The sequence below is a fragment of the Chloroflexota bacterium genome (genome assembly GCA_016235055.1).
In the GTDB taxonomy this organism is placed as follows: Bacteria; Chloroflexota; Anaerolineae; order JACRMK01; family JACRMK01; genus JACRMK01.
The window spans coordinates 28,229-43,784 of the sequence record JACRMK010000066.1; the positions used below are offsets into that span (position 1 = coordinate 28,229).

20 protein-coding genes and 1 pseudogene are annotated in these 15,556 nt (G+C 64.9%); 17 read left to right on the forward strand and 4 right to left on the reverse strand.

The window, feature by feature from the left end; genetic code table 11:
* The first annotated feature begins 31 nt into the window (after positions 1 to 31).
* The 5 genes and pseudogenes from HZB53_16505 (at position 32) to HZB53_16525 (ending at position 2,620) form a co-directional block, all read left to right on the forward strand.
* Positions 32 to 325 (forward strand): nucleotidyltransferase family protein, encoded by a 294-nt coding sequence (locus tag HZB53_16505; protein ID MBI5879250.1) that lies wholly within the window; start codon positions 32 to 34, stop codon positions 323 to 325.
* A 41-nt stretch (positions 326 to 366) separates the two neighbouring features.
* Positions 367 to 676 (forward strand): annotated as a pseudogene (locus HZB53_16510) (DUF86 domain-containing protein).
* A gap of 39 nt (positions 677 to 715) precedes the next feature.
* Complete coding sequence (locus HZB53_16515) at positions 716 to 1,132, forward strand: nuclear transport factor 2 family protein (protein MBI5879251.1); 417 nt, start codon at positions 716 to 718, stop codon at positions 1,130 to 1,132.
* Between the two features lie 65 nt (positions 1,133 to 1,197).
* Positions 1,198 to 2,055, forward strand: coding sequence for an aldo/keto reductase (locus tag HZB53_16520; GenBank protein MBI5879252.1), 858 nt, complete (start codon positions 1,198 to 1,200; stop codon positions 2,053 to 2,055).
* A gap of 262 nt (positions 2,056 to 2,317) precedes the next feature.
* The gene (locus HZB53_16525) at positions 2,318 to 2,620 is read left to right on the forward strand and encodes a DUF2442 domain-containing protein (GenBank protein ID MBI5879253.1); all 303 of its coding nucleotides are present in this window, start codon (positions 2,318 to 2,320) and stop codon (positions 2,618 to 2,620) included.
* 180 nt (positions 2,621 to 2,800) lie between these two features.
* Here HZB53_16525 and HZB53_16530 read toward each other — a convergent pair whose 3' ends face one another.
* Complete coding sequence (locus tag HZB53_16530; GenBank protein ID MBI5879254.1) at positions 2,801 to 3,946, reverse strand: alanine racemase; 1,146 nt, start codon at positions 3,944 to 3,946, stop codon at positions 2,801 to 2,803.
* 288 nt (positions 3,947 to 4,234) lie between these two features.
* Here HZB53_16530 and HZB53_16535 point away from each other — a divergent pair, with 288 nt between their 5' ends.
* Together HZB53_16535 and HZB53_16540 are read left to right on the forward strand one after the other, a co-directional pair.
* Positions 4,235 to 5,140 carry an alpha/beta hydrolase gene (locus tag HZB53_16535; GenBank protein MBI5879255.1) on the forward strand — a complete coding sequence of 302 codons (906 nt, stop codon included), beginning with the start codon at positions 4,235 to 4,237 and terminating at the stop codon, positions 5,138 to 5,140.
* On the forward strand, positions 5,137 to 6,012 hold the full coding sequence (locus HZB53_16540) for a class I SAM-dependent methyltransferase (protein ID MBI5879256.1): 876 nt from the start codon (positions 5,137 to 5,139) through the stop codon (positions 6,010 to 6,012). The genes HZB53_16535 and HZB53_16540 overlap by 4 nt, the downstream gene beginning before the upstream one ends.
* Before the next feature lie 103 nt (positions 6,013 to 6,115).
* On the opposite strand, the gene HZB53_16545 is transcribed toward HZB53_16540, so the two are convergent.
* The gene (locus tag HZB53_16545) at positions 6,116 to 7,369 is read right to left on the reverse strand and encodes an MFS transporter (protein MBI5879257.1); all 1,254 of its coding nucleotides are present in this window, start codon (positions 7,367 to 7,369) and stop codon (positions 6,116 to 6,118) included.
* Positions 7,370 to 7,376: 7 nt separating this feature from the next.
* The gene (locus HZB53_16550; protein ID MBI5879258.1) at positions 7,377 to 8,630 is read right to left on the reverse strand and encodes an MFS transporter; all 1,254 of its coding nucleotides are present in this window, start codon (positions 8,628 to 8,630) and stop codon (positions 7,377 to 7,379) included.
* A gap of 72 nt (positions 8,631 to 8,702) precedes the next feature.
* Between HZB53_16550 and HZB53_16555 the strand changes: the two genes are divergently transcribed.
* From HZB53_16555 to HZB53_16570, 4 genes are all read left to right on the forward strand, one after another.
* Positions 8,703 to 9,029 (forward strand): nuclear transport factor 2 family protein, encoded by a 327-nt coding sequence (locus HZB53_16555; protein ID MBI5879259.1) that lies wholly within the window; start codon positions 8,703 to 8,705, stop codon positions 9,027 to 9,029.
* Positions 9,026 to 9,895: a DMT family transporter gene (locus HZB53_16560; protein ID MBI5879260.1), complete on the forward strand. Its 870-nt coding sequence runs from the start codon at positions 9,026 to 9,028 to the stop codon at positions 9,893 to 9,895. Before HZB53_16555 ends, HZB53_16560 begins: the two co-directional genes overlap by 4 nt.
* 132 nt (positions 9,896 to 10,027) lie before the next feature.
* Positions 10,028 to 10,621, forward strand: coding sequence for a cysteine hydrolase (locus tag HZB53_16565; GenBank protein ID MBI5879261.1), 594 nt, complete (start codon positions 10,028 to 10,030; stop codon positions 10,619 to 10,621).
* A 357-nt stretch (positions 10,622 to 10,978) separates the two neighbouring features.
* Positions 10,979 to 11,278: a GIY-YIG nuclease family protein gene (locus HZB53_16570; GenBank protein MBI5879262.1), complete on the forward strand. Its 300-nt coding sequence runs from the start codon at positions 10,979 to 10,981 to the stop codon at positions 11,276 to 11,278.
* A 5-nt stretch (positions 11,279 to 11,283) separates the two neighbouring features.
* Here HZB53_16570 and HZB53_16575 read toward each other — a convergent pair whose 3' ends face one another.
* Entirely contained in the window at positions 11,284 to 11,454 is a 171-nt protein-coding gene (locus tag HZB53_16575; GenBank protein MBI5879263.1) for a hypothetical protein, read from the reverse strand.
* Between the two features lie 19 nt (positions 11,455 to 11,473).
* On the opposite strand from HZB53_16575, the gene HZB53_16580 reads away from it, so the two are divergent.
* The 6 genes from HZB53_16580 to HZB53_16605 all read left to right on the forward strand — a co-directional run bounded on the left by HZB53_16580 (position 11,474) and on the right by HZB53_16605 (position 15,546).
* Positions 11,474 to 12,268 carry a cyclase family protein gene (locus HZB53_16580; protein MBI5879264.1) on the forward strand — a complete coding sequence of 265 codons (795 nt, stop codon included), beginning with the start codon at positions 11,474 to 11,476 and terminating at the stop codon, positions 12,266 to 12,268.
* A gap of 145 nt (positions 12,269 to 12,413) precedes the next feature.
* Positions 12,414 to 12,707 carry a type II toxin-antitoxin system HigB family toxin gene (locus HZB53_16585; GenBank protein MBI5879265.1) on the forward strand — a complete coding sequence of 98 codons (294 nt, stop codon included), beginning with the start codon at positions 12,414 to 12,416 and terminating at the stop codon, positions 12,705 to 12,707.
* Between the two features lie 6 nt (positions 12,708 to 12,713).
* Complete coding sequence (locus tag HZB53_16590) at positions 12,714 to 13,085, forward strand: transcriptional regulator (protein MBI5879266.1); 372 nt, start codon at positions 12,714 to 12,716, stop codon at positions 13,083 to 13,085.
* A gap of 60 nt (positions 13,086 to 13,145) precedes the next feature.
* Positions 13,146 to 14,756, forward strand: coding sequence for a methylcrotonoyl-CoA carboxylase (locus HZB53_16595; GenBank protein ID MBI5879267.1), 1,611 nt, complete (start codon positions 13,146 to 13,148; stop codon positions 14,754 to 14,756).
* Positions 14,757 to 14,819: 63 nt separating this feature from the next.
* Positions 14,820 to 15,155 carry a nucleotidyltransferase domain-containing protein gene (locus HZB53_16600; GenBank protein MBI5879268.1) on the forward strand — a complete coding sequence of 112 codons (336 nt, stop codon included), beginning with the start codon at positions 14,820 to 14,822 and terminating at the stop codon, positions 15,153 to 15,155.
* On the forward strand, positions 15,142 to 15,546 hold the full coding sequence (locus HZB53_16605) for a HEPN domain-containing protein (protein ID MBI5879269.1): 405 nt from the start codon (positions 15,142 to 15,144) through the stop codon (positions 15,544 to 15,546). Before HZB53_16600 ends, HZB53_16605 begins: the two co-directional genes overlap by 14 nt.
* Positions 15,547 to 15,556: the final 10 nt, after the last annotated feature.

Below are 15,556 nucleotides of genomic sequence, written 5' to 3' on the forward strand. Positions count from 1 at the left end.
GCGACAAGTTGCATAACACATTGGCGAAAAAATGAAGACCCTGGATGAAATCAAGAGGGATTTGCGAGAGCAACGCGGCCTACTCGCCGAGCGGTACGGGGTCGCGGTCGTCGGCATCTTCGGATCACAGGTTCGCGGTGAAGCGAGGACTGACAGTGATGTGGACCTCCTGGCGGACATCGTGCGTCCCATCAGCCTGTTCGAACTGGTTGGCGCAGAGCTGTATTTGAGCGACCTGCTGGGCATGAAGGTTGACCTGGTGCCGAAGCGGAGCCTGCGGGCAGAACTGCGAGACATCATTATCAACGAGGCGGTGGCGCTGTGAACCGCAAGATTTCGCTTTACTTACGAGACATTCTCGAGAACATGCGGAATACGGAGGAGTTCGTGACCGGCATGCCCAGGGAGCGCTTCGAGCGCGACAAAAAGACGCTGTATGCCGTTCTGCGCTCGATTGAAGTTATCGGCGAGGCGACCAAGCACGTTCCTCAAGAAATCAGGGATCGCTATCCGGATATCCCTTTGGAGGGAAATGGCGGGTATGCGTGACAAGCTGATTCATGATTACATTGCCGTGGACGTGGAGACGGTGTGGTTGGTCATCGCAGATCGCATACCGGCGATCATGCCGCGCGTGGAGCAGGTTCTGATCGACGTACAACGAACAGAGAAATAGGCGACGATCGCCTGCAGAGAAACCAAGGGGAACAACAGCATGGACCGCACCTATATCGAACGCGTATTCGCCGCCGTCGCGGCCAAAGACCTGGAGACGGTGATGGCCGTCTTCGCCGACGACGCGCTGTTGTACGACCCGCACTACCCCCAGCCGGAGATGCGCGGCAAGGCCGCCATCCGGCGCGGGCTGGAATGGGGCATGGGCAGCATGCAGAAGTTCGGCTTCCCGATCCGCAACTGCTGGATCGACGGCGACAAGGCCGTGATCGAGGTCGACACGCACCACGTGCTCAAAGGCGGCATGGAGCTCAAGTTCCCGCAGATCTTCGTGATCGAGACGCGCGACGGGCTGGTGACGCGCTTGCAGTCGTACGTACCATACCCGCCGCCGGGTATTCCCGGCATGATTGGCGGCCTCACCCGCTTGCAGTGGCGGCTGACCGGGAAGATGTAGCACGGAATCAAGACCTCACAGGTCTTGGGGGACCTGTGAGGTCTCCTAAACACAAGGAGACACACATGGACAAACGACGATTCGGACGCACTAACCACAAGAGTTCGATCATCATCTTCGGCGCAGCAGCGCTCGGCGAGGTGTCGCAGGCCGACGCCGACCGCGCGATCGAGGCGGCGGTCGCGCACGGCGTCAACCACATCGACATCGCGCCGTCGTACGGCGAGGCCGAACTGCGCATGGGCCCGTGGATGAAGACACACCGCAAAGACGTGTTTCTGGGCTGCAAGACCACTGAGCGCACGAAGCAGGGCGCGTGGGACGAACTGCGCCGCTCGCTCGACCGCCTGCAGACCGACCACTTCGATCTCTACCAGATGCACTCGCTCAAGAGCATCGCGGACGCCGACGAGGCGCTCGGCCCCGGCGGCGCGCTCGAGGCGTTCCTCGAAGCGAAGGCGCAGGGGCTGACGAAGTACCTCGGCGTCACCGGCCACGGCCTGCACATCGCCGCGACGCACCTGCACGCGCTCAGCCGCTTCGACTTCGACTCGGTGCTGTTCCCGCTGAACCCGGTGCTGTGGGCGAACGAGACGTACCGCGCCGACGCCGAGCGCCTGCTGGAGACGGCGCGCACGCGCGACCTCGGCGTAATGTGCATCAAGGCGTGGACGAAGGGGCCGTGGGGCGCGCGCGCGCGCAGCTACCACACCTGGTACGAGCCGTTCGACGACGCGCCGACGCAGCGGGATGTCATGCGCTTTGCGCTCTCGCAGAACGGCGTGACCGGCCTGTGCAGCGCGGGCGACGTGCGGCTGATTGACAACATCCTGAACGCCGCCGAGACGTTCATGCCGATGAACCTGTTCGAGCAGTCCGAGATGCTGAAGCAGTCGGCGCAGTACGAGAACCTGTTCGCATAGGAAAGTTCTACCGCAGAGGACGCGGAGAACGCAGAAAAGGGGCTAGCATTGTCGTAACGCGTGCGCGCCTGAAAAGGGTTGTCATGCTGAGCGCGGAGGCAAGACCGGCGGCGTACAACCCGCCGGTGGCGCGAAGCATCTTGTATGCCGCAATTCAGATGCTTCGCGCGTGAGGCGTGCCATAGGCCGATCGTGCGACCTTCGCGTTCAGCATGACATTTCTAGCGAGCATGGCTCGCTCAATCCGAATTGCGATGGCACCATGAGAGACGGAACACGTTACCACGCGCAATACCCGGTTTCGGCCTACACGTTTCCACGCGAAGCGCACATTCATGCTGTGCAATTTGACGCGGAATACATCCACGTCGATTTGACCGACGGTCGCCGTATCTCTATGCCGCTTTGGTGGATACCGACACTCTTCAATGCGCCAGCCGAAGAGCGCGAGAAATACGAGATTGACCGCAGTCGAAGCATGCTCGTCTGGAATCCGGCGCATTGCAGTATCAACGACGAGTTGCGCATCATAGACTACCTCGAGCCAGCGCGCGGTACAGAATAGCAGGTGGCTACACCTACCGGCCGCACGGAATATCGGAAAGGCCCTCCGGGTTGTCGAAACCCAGAGGGCCTTTCTTGTGATTCAGAACAAAACACCAAGACACAAAGGCACAAAGAAATCAGATTGGTTTTCCTTTGTGTCTCTGTGCCTCTGTGTCTCTGTGGTGAGTTTCCGAGTGCCTTATCCCGGCAGCGGCGCGTCGTGGCCGCGCGCGGCCATGCGCTCCATGCCCGTCACCTTGCCGTCCACCACCAGCAGCGCGTAGTCGTGCAGATTCACCGTCGGGCAGACGTGGCGCGGCACCAGGTAGAGGTTCTCGCCGATCTCCGGCAGCTTCTCGCCTTCCGGCAAGTCGATCGGCAGGTGCTCCTCGCTGGGACCGGCCGGCCTCCACGCGCCGTGCCCGATCACCGCGCAGGTCGGCACGCCCGCGTCGGCCGAGACCGCCTTGTGCCCGCCGTCGGCCGTCACGCGCGTCGGCGTCGGCCGGCTGATGACCGCCGCCATCACGACCGCGGCCGGCTTATAGTCGAAGCCAAGCGACTGCGGCAGGACCTCCATCGTCGTTGTATCGTGGAAACCGACCGTGCCCGGCGAGATGCGGTGCACGAACGTTGCGTCGCCGAACGGCTTGTACGAGAGCGAGACCGGGAACGCCGGTGTGCCCGCCGTGATGACTTCCGGAATTGTGATGCCCGACCGCTCCAGCCCGGCGACGAGACCCAGCAGCGCGTCGTAGTCGGCATGCGCCAGCTTTTCGCGTTCGGCCATATCCTTCTGGTTGCGGTGCCCGTCGTACCAGTGCAGGCCGCGAAACTCCAATCCGGCGTTGCGTACCGCACGGATGATCGGCTCCAGTTGGCCGCGCAGGCCGACCGCCAGGCCGCTGCGATTCATGCCCGGGTTCACGTCGATGAACACGCCGACGTGCGCGCCGCGCCACTGCGCGACCTGCGCCTCCGATTCGAGCAGCACGCTAATGCGCGTCTGCGGATACTGCTCGGCCAGCGCGCGCACGCGCCGCGCATTGGCGCCGACGACGGCAAACGAGAGCAGCGCGTCGGGCGCACCGACCTTGCACAGCGTCTCCAGTTCGAGCGTCGTCGCGCACTTGAACTGCTGGATGCCGAGGCCCAGGTACTGCTTCATCACCGAGCCGAGCTTGACCGTCTTGACGTGCGGGCGCCAGCGGTTGACGTCGCCGTCGCAGAACTTCAGCGTGACCTTGACGTTGTGCTCGACCAGCTTCGGGTAGATCAGCAACGCGGGCGTGGCCAACTCGGCCTCGTTGGCGACGCGATATTCGTTGAGCGGAATGTCCGGCATGGAACTCTCCTGTGGTTGGATGGATGCGCCTAATATAGCGGCAAATGCGCGCGGCGGCAAGACGCTGAAGCACTCGGGGAATACCTGCCAAGTCGGACCCGTGCGTATATGGTAGGGGCCGACCTGCGTGTCGGCCCGCAGCGTGTCAGGCGGGCGCACACGCCGGTGCGCCCCTACGTGATCCTGACAGTTCTTGGGTGTACCCCAAGCGCCCATGCACGCGCCGCGCCATCCGTTTCAGGTATAATGGGCGGGATACCACGGCTGATTCCAAATAGAGGAGACTATATGCCCTTGCATCCCGATGCCGCCGCATTCATGAAGCAGCGTGAAGCGTGGGGCGTCATACCGACCAACGAACTGACGCCCGAAGCGGCGCGCGAACAGTCCATGCGCGTGACGAAGCTGCTCGGCCCCGGCGAGCCGGTCGCGCACGTCGAAAACCGCACGATCAAGACCCACGATGCCGAGGTGGATATTCGCATCTATCGCCCGGCCGGCGATGGCCCGTTCCCGGTCGTCGTGTACTATCATGGCGGCGGGTGGGTGCTCGGCAACCTCGACGTGGTGGACTTCTACTGCCGCGCATTGACCAACGCCAGCGGCTACATCGTCGTATCGTCCAACTACCGGCACGGCCCCGAGGATCGCTTCCCGGCCGCCCCCGAGGACTGCTACGCCGCGCTGGTCTGGGTGGCGCGCAACGCCGCGTCGTTCGGCGGCGATGCATCGCGCATCGCCGTGGCGGGCGCCAGCGCGGGCGGCAACCTGGCCGCCGTCGTCTGCCAGATGGCGCGCGACCGCAACGGCCCCGCGCTCAAGTTCCAACTGCTGATCGTGCCGGTCACCAATCACTTCTTCAGCACCGCCTCGTACCGCGACAACGCCGAGGGCTACATGCTGACGACCGCCGCGATGAAGTGGTTCTGGGAGCGCTATCTGAAGGATCCGGCCGATGGCGCGCACCCGTACGCCTCTCCGCTGCGCGCGCAGAGCCTGGCCGGGCTGCCGCCCGCGTTCGTGCAGACTGCCGAGCTCGACCCGCTGCGCGACGAGGGCGAGCAGTACGCCGAGCGGCTCAAGCAGGCCGGCGTGCCGGTCGTGCAGAAGCGCTACATCGGCATGATCCACGGATTCCTCGGCCCCGATGCCCTGCCCGACTCCGTCGCGCAACTACGGCAGGCGCTCGGATGATCGAGCTCCTGTCACCGGACGGCTGGCGCGACTATGCGCTCCTTGACTCCGGCGAGGGCATGCGGCTGGAGCGCTTCGGTCCGCACACCTTGGCGCGCCCCGATTCGGAAGCGATCTGGCATCGGCGCCTGCCCGAATCCGCCTGGGCGCAGGCCGACGCCACCTACCAGCACGGCGAGGAGAAGGAGCGCTGGCACACGCGCAAGAAGCTCCCGGCGCAGTGGGCGCTGCGTCACCGCGATCTCGTCTTCTACGCGCGGCTGACGCCATTCAAGCACACCGGCGTATTCCCGGAGCAGGCCGCGCTGTGGGACTGGATGCGCGCACAGATCGAGGCGGCCGCCCGCCCGATCAACGTGCTGACGCTGTTCGGCTACACCGGCCTCGCCGCGCTATCGTGCGCGGCCGCCGGCGCCAGCGTGACCTATGTGGACGCTTCGAAGTGGGCGTCGGACTGGGCGCGCGAGAACCAGACCGCCTCCGGGCTCGACGACCGGCCGGTGCGCTGGATCGTGGAAGACGCGCTGAAGTACGCGCGGCGCGAAGCGCGGCGCGGCGTGCGCTACGACGCGCTGGTGATGGACCCGCCATCGTTCGGGCGCGGCCCCAAGGGCGAGGTGTGGAAGTTCGCCGACGACTTCCCGGCGCTGCTCGAAGCGAGCGTCGCGCTGCTGTCGGACACGCCGCTGTTCGTCACGATCACCGGCTATGCGATGGACGTCTCATCGGTGACGCTGGCGAACCTGCTCAACGACGCGATGGGCCGCAAGCGCGGCGGGCATATCTGGCCGAGCGAGTTGACGCTGGCCGAGCAGTCCGGCGGCCGCACGCTCTCGACCGCCATCGTAGCGCGCTGGATGGCGAAGCCGTAGAGTTCAAACAAACCCAACACAAAGACACGGAGACACAAAGAAAAACCTGTGTTAAGGTGCTCTTGGTGCCTTTGTGACTTTGTGTTGGGTGTTGGGTTTCGACTCAGGCCGTGCGCGTGTCCTGCCGGGCGAAGAAAACGTACTGCAGGCCGATGCCGAGCACGTACGCTGCGGTCATCACGGCGATAATCGGCTCCCAGCCGTACTCAAGCTGCACGCGGCCGGACAGCGGCGACGCGACCATCATGCCGAATGTCCACATCATCTGGTTTAAACTGGACAGCGAGGCGCGCGCGTCTTCGTGCACGTGCTCCATGCTAAACGCATCGAACAACGGGCCGCTCATCTGCATCAGTCCCGGACGCAGCATGAAGGCCAGCAGGCCAAGCCATGCCCACGGCGAGAAGCCGAGCAGCACGAGCATCACGACGCTGACCGCCTGTGTCAACACTACCGTGCGGATGCGGCCAAAGCGGTTGGCCAGCACCGGCCCGGTCACAATGGCGATGCCGCCCATCAACGACATCAGCGCGAAGATGGTGCCGACCTGCGCATCGGTCAGCGCATAGCGGGTGCGCGCAAACAGGTTGTTGAACGGGATCAGCAGGCCCGCGCCGAGGCTGATCAGCAGGTTAGGGATCAGGATCTTGACGATCAGCCGCCAGTCGGCCCGCACGCCGGAGAAGGCGCGGCGCGCCACCTGTGCGCGGCCGCTATGTCCGGGCGACATGAGCACCAGCCCGCCCAGCGAGACGAGTACGAAGCACGCCGCCACCGCCAGCGCCTCCTGATACGCCTGCGGCGAGTCGGCGTGGAAGCCGCCGAGCGACGCGGCCCACTGCGGCGCGTTCCCGCCGATGAATCCGCCGGCGAAGCCCGCGCCGATCACGGCCGCCTGGTTCATGCTGAACAGGTGAGTGCGCTCGGCCGGCGTGCTGTTCTCCATCAGGAACGGCAGCATCGCGACGACCATGATCGCCAGGCCCGCGCCGTACAGCACCAACATCAGCGCGATCCCTTCCGGCGCAACGACGAGCGTCAGGCCGAACAACGCCGCCGCGATCAGTACGGTCGAGACGGCCAGCGCGCGCCGCAGCCCGATGCGCACCGCGATAATGCTGGCGGGCAGCGCGATGACGAAGATGACGCCTTGCAGCAGGCTGGCCATTTGCCCGACGAAATCCGCGCGGTGACCCAGGCTGACCAGGTAGAAATTAAAGACGACATCGACGATCCGCAGGCCGATGCTGGTGATGAACGCGCCCAGCAGGTAAAGTCGCGCATTGCGGCTGAACCCGGCCAGATGCATTCCGTAGTTGCGCAGGCCGCGCGACACGGCGGCGGACAGATTGCTCATGCGCACATCAGGCCGCCGGTTCGGCGCCGCTCTTCCAAAAGAAGCTGTAGTTGAGGGCGATGCCGGTCACGTACAGCGCGGCCATGCCGAGCACCAGCGGCGACCAGCCATAGCGCACCTGGATCAGTCCGGCGAACACCGGGCAGACCACCGAGCCGAAGGTCCAGATCATGTGGTTCAGGCTGGCGGCGGTTGTGCGCGTTTCCGGCTGCAGCACTTCCATCAGGTAGGTGTTGAAGATCGGGCCGTTCATCTGCATGAACGCCATGCGCATCAGCCAGCCGAATACGCCGAGCTCGAACCACGGCGAGAAGCCGGCCAGCAGCAGCATCGGGACGCTCAGCGCTTCCTCGATGATGACGGCGCGGATCTTGCCGAAGCGCGCAGCGGTCAGCGGCCCGAACGCGATCGCCGTGCTGCAGACGACCGCCGTGAGCGAGAAGACCAGTCCGACCTGCGCGTCGCTGGCATTGTACTGCGAGCGGATGAAGACGCCGGCGAACGGCATCAGCAGGCCGGCGCCGATCGACAGCACGAAGACCGGCAAGAACAGGCGCAGCAACAGGCGCCGTTCTTGGCGTATGCCTGAGAGCGGGCTCGCCATCACACGCTTCTCGCCGCCGGCCACTGTGCGCACGCGCAGCAGCGGCAGCACGCCGACCATCTGCAGCGCGATGACGGCCAGTAGCGCCGATTGATACGCCTGCGGCGCCTGCGCGCCGACGCCGAGGAACCCAGCGGCCAGCGACGGGAAGTTGCCGCCGATGAAGCCGCCCAGCATGCCCGCCGCGGCGCTGATCGCGGCGTAGATGCTGAACAGGTGCTGGCGCTCGGCCGGGCGGCTGTTGTCCATCAGGAACGGCGAACCCATCACGATCAGGATGGCGAAGGTCGCGCCATACAGGCTGCTGGACAGCAGCAAACCGGCCTGACTGGTGAACAGCACCATGCCGACGAACGAGAGCATGTTCCCGGCCATGCCGATCAGCAGCGTGTTGCGGCGGCCGATCCGGTTGCCGAGCATGCCGCCCGGCAGCGAGGCCAGCAGCACGACCAGTTGGTTCAAGCTGGCCGAGAGACCGAGGAAGTCCTGCTGGTAGCCGAGGCTGACCAGGTAGAAGTTGAACAGCAGGCTGTAGACGCTGTAGACCAGCCCGTTGAACAGGCTGGCGATGAGGAAGTAGCGCGCATTGGGGCTGAAGTTGCGCACGTGCGACAGGTAGTCGCGCGCCCCGCGCGAAATCGCAGACGCGAATTGCATGTGTGAAAGTGTACACAATCCGGCATGAATGCACAAACGACCGTAGATAGTTTCCTCGCAGCCTTCGCGCGTATGGATCTCGACGCGATGATCGCCTGCTTTGACGCGGATGCCACCAGCTTCTTTCCGACCGCGCACCACGCCGAGCGGCTGGCCGGCCGCGACGCGATCCGCGCCGGATTCGCGCGCGTGATCGAGCGCGCCCGCGCGCGGGGGCTTGATCACATCGACCTGCCGGTTTCCGACGTGCAGGCGCAGAGCTGGGGCGATGCCGCGCTCGTCACGTGCCACCTGCGCGATGCGCGCCTCGGCCGCCGCAGTTTCGTCCTGCGCCGCAACGGCGACGCATGGCGCATCCTTCACCTGCACGCATCCAACGAGAACGGAACGTCCCGATGAACTCCCCGACTGTCAACCGCACCGTCCCGCTGCTGGTCACCGCCCTGCTGGCCGTGGATGGCCTGCATTTCGTGTTCGCGCGCGCGCTCTCCGGCATCCTGCCGGCGACGACGTCTGCCATGCTCGTGACCGGCACCGCATCGGTCATCATGATCGTCTACGCCGCTTCGCAGGGCAAGCTGCGAATCCAGACGTTGCGCAAGCACCTCGGATTCTTCCTCACGATCGGCTCGCTCCCGGCGCTGAGCACCGCGCTCTCGTACACGGCCGTGTTCTATATCGATCCGGGCACCGCCTCGCTATTGCAGCAGACCGCCGTGATCTACGGCGTGCTGATCGGCGTCATCTGGCTGCGCGAAAAGCTGGCATGGCGGCAGGTGATCGGTGCGCTGGTCTGCCTCGTGGGCGTCGGCATTATCACCTTCCAGCCGGGCGACTACTTGCGCGCAGGCGCAATGCTCGTGCTCGTCAGCACGTTCCTGTATGCGCTGCACGCCGCGATCACCAAGCGCTACGGCGGCCCCATCGACTTCGTCGAGTTCTTCTTGTGGCGCGTAACAACGATGACGGCGTTCCTCTTCATCGGCGCGCTGGCGCAGGGCATCGTGCGCGGACCCGCCGAGCCGGCCGGCTGGGGGCTCGTCGTGTTCACCGGCACGCTGGACGTGGTCGTCAGCCGGTCGCTGTACTACCTGACGCTGCGGCGGATGCCGGTCTCGGTCTTCTCGCTGGTGTTGACATTGAGCCCGGTCGTGGCGATTCTTTGGTCACTCGGGCTGTTCGGCATCCAGCCGACGCTGGTGCAGGCGGCCGGCGGCGCGGCCGTCCTGATCGGCGTCGCCATCGTCACCACCGGCCGCGCGTAGAAGCGCGCATGGTCGGGGCGCACAGGTTGGGCAAACATGTTGGGGCGCACGGCCGTGCGCCCCTATCGCCCATGTGTATGTGGGGCATCGTGTTCTGTGTGTGATTTCGTGTTCCTTCGTGGAGAAGATCAAATGACCCGCATGGCGCTGATCGTGATCGACATCCAGAAAGACTTCTGGCAGCCGCTGGCGCACGAGCCGGGATTGACGGTATTCCCGGAGAACGTCCACGCTCTGCTCGCCACGGCGCGGCGGCACGGCCTGCTGGTCGTGCACACGCAGGCGATCTTCCAGCCCGACCGCAGCGACTGGATGCTGTTCTACCGCCCGGAGGGGCGCGGCCAGGTGCCGTGCATCGCCGGCACGCCGGGGGTCGCGTTCGAGCCGTTCGCCGCGCCGCTGCCCGGTGAGCCGGTCATCCAGAAGCAGACGTTCGACGGCTTCGCCGGCACCGGCCTCGCGGACCTGCTGGCACAGCACGGCATCCGCGCCGCGCTGATCGCCGGGCTGGAGACCTCGGTCTGCGTGCTGTTCACGGCGACCTCGGCGTACCTGCGGCGCATCGTGCCGCTGGTCGTGCGCGATGCCTGCGGCGACAGCGCCGATCGCCACGCCGTGACCCTGCAGATGTACGACCGGCTCTCGTTCCAGACGGTGACGACCGACGACGTAGTGAACGACCTCGACGGCGTCGTGCAGCGCGCGGCCGTCTTCACAATCGAGTAGAAACGATCGCCATCCTGAGCGTGAAGGCAGCACCGCGACTTTCAGCCGCGTCACGCGCGCGAAGGAGCCGAGCACCACGCGCCGGGTTGTCATCCTGAGCGCGAAAGCAGCACGACACACTTACCAACACGCCATGCGCGCGAAGGACCTAAAATCGTCGCAGTCAAGCACCACACTGAGTAGAACTGGTTTGCAGCCATGCGCAGCTACTACGTCTACATCATGACCAACCCGCCGCGCGCCATCGTGTCATCCTGAGCGCGAAGGCAACACCTTGTTTTACACATCCGCCACGCGCGCGAAGGACCTAAAATCTTCTCAGCCAAGCACCACACTGAGTAGAATTAGCTTGCAGCCATGCGCAACTACTACGTCTACATTATGACCAACCCGCCGCATACGACGCTGTATGTTGGTATGACGAACGACCTGAAGCGCCGGATCAGCGAGCACAAGGGCAAACTCATCAAGGGTTATACGAACGCGTACAACGCGACCTACCTGGTTCACTACGAGATTGCCGAGGACGCTGCAACGGCGATCGCGCGCGAGAAACAGATCAAAAGGTGGCTGCGAGCAAAGAAGATCGCCCTGATCGAATCGAACAATCCGGAGTGGAAGGATTTGAGCGTCGAGTGGCTGGACGATGAAGGCTGAGCCCGTTACGGGAAGATTCGGCCATTCGCAGATTTCAGGTCCTTCGCGCGCGAGGCGTTCTTGAACGGCAGCGCGTTGCCTTCGCGCTCAGGATGACAGGTTGGTGATTCGCGCAACCTTACAATCACCCATGTCGCATAGCCATCAATCGAAGAATACACAAGGAACACTTCCATGTCCGACCTGATCTCCCTCATGCAGGGCGCGCGCGTGTTCGACCTCGAACAATCGCGCCACGCCGGTATGCCGGTCCACCCGTCGCACAAGCCGGGCTACCTTTACACGCTCTACCGCCGGCACCAGGACACCTACGCACCGGAGCGCGACGGGCCGCGCTCGTCGGCCTCCGGCATGTTGTCGATGATGGAGCACACCGGCACGCACATCGACGCGCACGCGCACCAGGCCGACTCGCTGACGTTGTGCGGCGGCATCGCCGTCACGCCGCAGGTGCAAACGCCGGCCGGCTTCACGCGCGGCGGCGTCGAGGAGATCGCGCCGATCGTCGCGCGCGGCGTCCTGCTCGACGTGGCCGCCCAGCGCGGCGTGGACGAACTGCCCGCGCGCGAAGAGGTGCATGCGAACGAGCTGCAGGCGTGCGTTGCCCGGCAGGGCGTTTCGGTCGCGCGCGGCGATGTCCTGCTGGTGCGCGTCGGCAACGCGCGGCGCTGGGGCGACGAACCGGCCTATCTCGCCAGCGCCGGCATGGCGCGCGATGCGTCGCTCTGGGCGGCGGAGCGCGGCGTCGTCGCCGTCGGCGCGGACAACATGGCGTGGGACGTGATCGGCGCACGCGACCCGGAGGTCGGCCTCCTGCCGGGGCACCTCGAACTGCTGGCCCGGCGCGGCATCTACATCATCGAGAACCTCAACCTCGACGACCTGAGCCGCGAGCGTATTTACTCTTTCGTGTGCGTCTGCCTGCCGCTCAAGTTTCGCGGCGCGACCGGCTCGCCCGTGCGGCCAGTGGCGATCGTCCAGCAGGCGTAGACCCGAATGGTTTGGCGAAAGCGCCTCGCAGAGCAAATACCCTGCTGTACACCGTTCGTGTCTCGGTGCACGCGTGCGTCTCGATCTGTGCAATCAGCGCGTTGTGCGATTTGTTCCCATTTTGGGAACACGATATAATGGTGGCATGCGGATTATTGCACGCAGGACATTGCGTGAATTCTGGCAACGACACTCGGCCGCCGAACAGCCATTGCGCGCCTGGTATGCGCAGGTGCGCAGCGCCGTCTGGCGCACGCCCGCGGACGTGAAAAATGACTACCGCAATGCCAGCCTGCTGGCTAATCAGCGCGTCATATTTAATATCAAGGGAAACAGCTACCGCCTGGTTACCATGCTCAATTACCAGCATGGCATCGTGTTTATTCGGTTTATTGGCACCCATGCCGATTATGACCGGATTGATGCAGGCAAGATTTGAGGCCGTATGACAGTGAAAATTCACCCGATCCGCGATGAGGCAGACTACGATGCTGCTCTGCACGCCATTGAGACGCTGTGGGACGCCGCACCCGGGACACCGCGCGGCGACGCGCTTGATGTGCTGACGACACTGGTCGCGGTATATGAAGATGAGCATCATCCGGTGCCACCGCCCGATCCGATCGAAGCGATCCAGCACTATCTGGAAAGCCGGGGCCTGACGCGCCGCGATCTCGAGCCATATTTTGGCTCGCGCGCGCGCGTATCGGAAGTGCTGGCGCGCCGCCGGCGGCTGACGTTGCCCATGATTCGCCGGCTGAAACGGGGACTCGGCATCCCGGCCGACGTCCTGATACAGCCATACGATCTGCGCTGATAAGGGCGCTGACGGGGACGCGCTCGCCAATCGTGCTGCACGGCGTTAAACGGTAGACCCATGGATCTCCTCACCTCCGCGCTCCGCAGTGACGACGCCGAGTTCGTTGCCAACGAGGCATACCACCGCGCGCTGGCCGCTGAACTGCGCGACCGGCTGGCGCAGGCGCGCCGGGGCGGCGACGCCCCCGCGCATGCCCGACACCGCGAGCAGGGCAAAATGCCGGTGCGCGAGCGCATCGACCGCCTGCTCGACGACGGCGCGCCGTTCCTCGAACTCTCGCCGCTGGCCGCCGACGGCATGTACGATGGCGACGCGCCGTGCGCCGGCATCGTCACCGGCATCGGCGTCGTCTCCGGGTGCGAGGTCGTCATTGTCGCCAACGACGCCACGGTCAAAGGCGGCACCTACTACCCGCTGACGGTCAAGAAGCACCTGCGCGCGCAGGACGTCGCCGCGCAGAACCGCCTGCCGTGCCTCTACCTGGTCGATTCGGGCGGCGCGTTCCTGCCGATGCAGGACGAGGTCTTCCCCGACCGCGACGACTTCGGGCGCATCTTCTTCAATCAGGCGCGGCTCTCGGCGGCAGGCATCGCGCAGATCGCGGTCGTGATGGGCAGTTGCACGGCAGGCGGCGCGTACGTCCCGGCGATGAGCGACGAGACGATCATCGTCAAAGGCACCGGCACGATCTTCATCGGCGGGCCGCCGCTGGTGAAGGCCGCCACCGGCGTCGACGTCAGCGCCGAGGAGTTGGGCGGCGCCGACGTGCACACGCGCCTGAGCGGCGTGGCCGACCACTTCGCCGAGGACGACGCGCACGCGCTCGAGATCGCGCGCGCCATCGTCGCCACACTCAACACGCGCAAGCCGGTCGCGCTCGACCTCGCGCCGCCGGAGGAGCCGCGCTACGACCCGCAGGAGTTGTACGGCGTCCTGCCGCGCAACCCGAAGGCGCTCTACGACGTGCGCGAGGTGATCGCCCGGCTGGTGGACGGCTCGCGCTTCCGCGAGTTCAAGGCGCGCTACGGCACGACGCTCGTCTGCGGCTTCGCGCGCATCCACGGCTACCCGCTCGGCATCGTTGCCAACAACGGCGTGCTGTTCAGCGAGTCGTCGCTGAAAGGCGCACACTTCGTGGAACTGTGCACCACGCGCGGCATCCCCCTGCTCTTCCTGCAGAATATCACCGGCTTCATGGTCGGCAAGGAGTACGAGGTCGGCGGCATCGCCCGCGACGGCGCGAAGATGGTGCATGCCGTCGCCAACGCCAATGTGCCGAAGCTGACGGTCGTGATCGGCGGCTCGTTCGGCGCGGGCAACTACGGCATGTGCGGCCGCGCCTACGATCCGCGCTTCCTCTGGATGTGGCCGAACAGCCGTATCAGCGTCATGGGCGGCGAGCAGGCCGCCAACGTCCTGCTGACCGTCAAGCAGGATCAACTGGCGCGGCGCAGCCAGCCGCCGCTGCTGCCCGCCGAGGCCGACGAGTTCCGCCGGCCGACCCTCGAAAAGTACGAGCGCGAGGGCAGCCCGTACTACTCGACCGCGCGGCTCTGGGACGATGGCATCTTGGACCCACCGGAGACGCGCCGCGTGCTGGCATTGGCGCTGTCGGCCTGCCTCAACGCGCCGATCGCGCCGACGACTTACGGCGTGTTCCGGATGTAACCTTGCGATGTCGCTTTGGGGCGAAGCGCCGCTCGTGCTACAATCGGCCCGAGAGAACATCGGATGTATACGCTCACCCAACGCCAATCACTGCTGGACGAATTGGTGCGCCGGATTGTGGACGCCTATCAACCGGAGCGCATCATCCTGTTCGGCTCCATGGCGCACGGTAACCCTGACGACGATAGCGATGTTGACATGCTGATTGTCAAGGATACCACCGAGCCGCCGTTGGAACGCCGGGTGCATGTCCGGCGGCTGGCCGCCGATGCTCACCGCCGCGTACCCTTCTCGCCGCTGGTGTTGACGCCGGACGAGTTGGCATCGCGCATCGCGGCGCGCGACGCGTTCTACGCCGACATTCTTCGCAGCGGCATCGTCCTGTATGAGCGACGCTGATCCAGCCGTTCCAGGCAGTTGGTACGCTCAAGGCGACGTTGACTTCCGTGCCGCCGAGATTTTGCTGGCGGCGGGCGAAAGCTTGCCGGTCTCTGCGTTCCTAATCCAGCAAACGGCAGAGAAATACCTCAAGGGCTACTTACTGGCGCATGGCTGGAATCTGCGGCGGACTCACGATCTCGAAATCCTTGTTCAGGACGCGATCGCGCGCGACCAGGAATTCGATCGCTTTCTGATCGCCTGCCAGCGCATCACGGAATACTACATCGAATCACGATATCCGCTCGGGGTACTGACATCATTTGAGTCTGCTCAACTTGCCGCCGATTTCGCTATCGTGAACGACCTCGCTGATCTGATCCGACGTAAAACGCCTCCCGCTGCACCCTGATGTCGCGCGC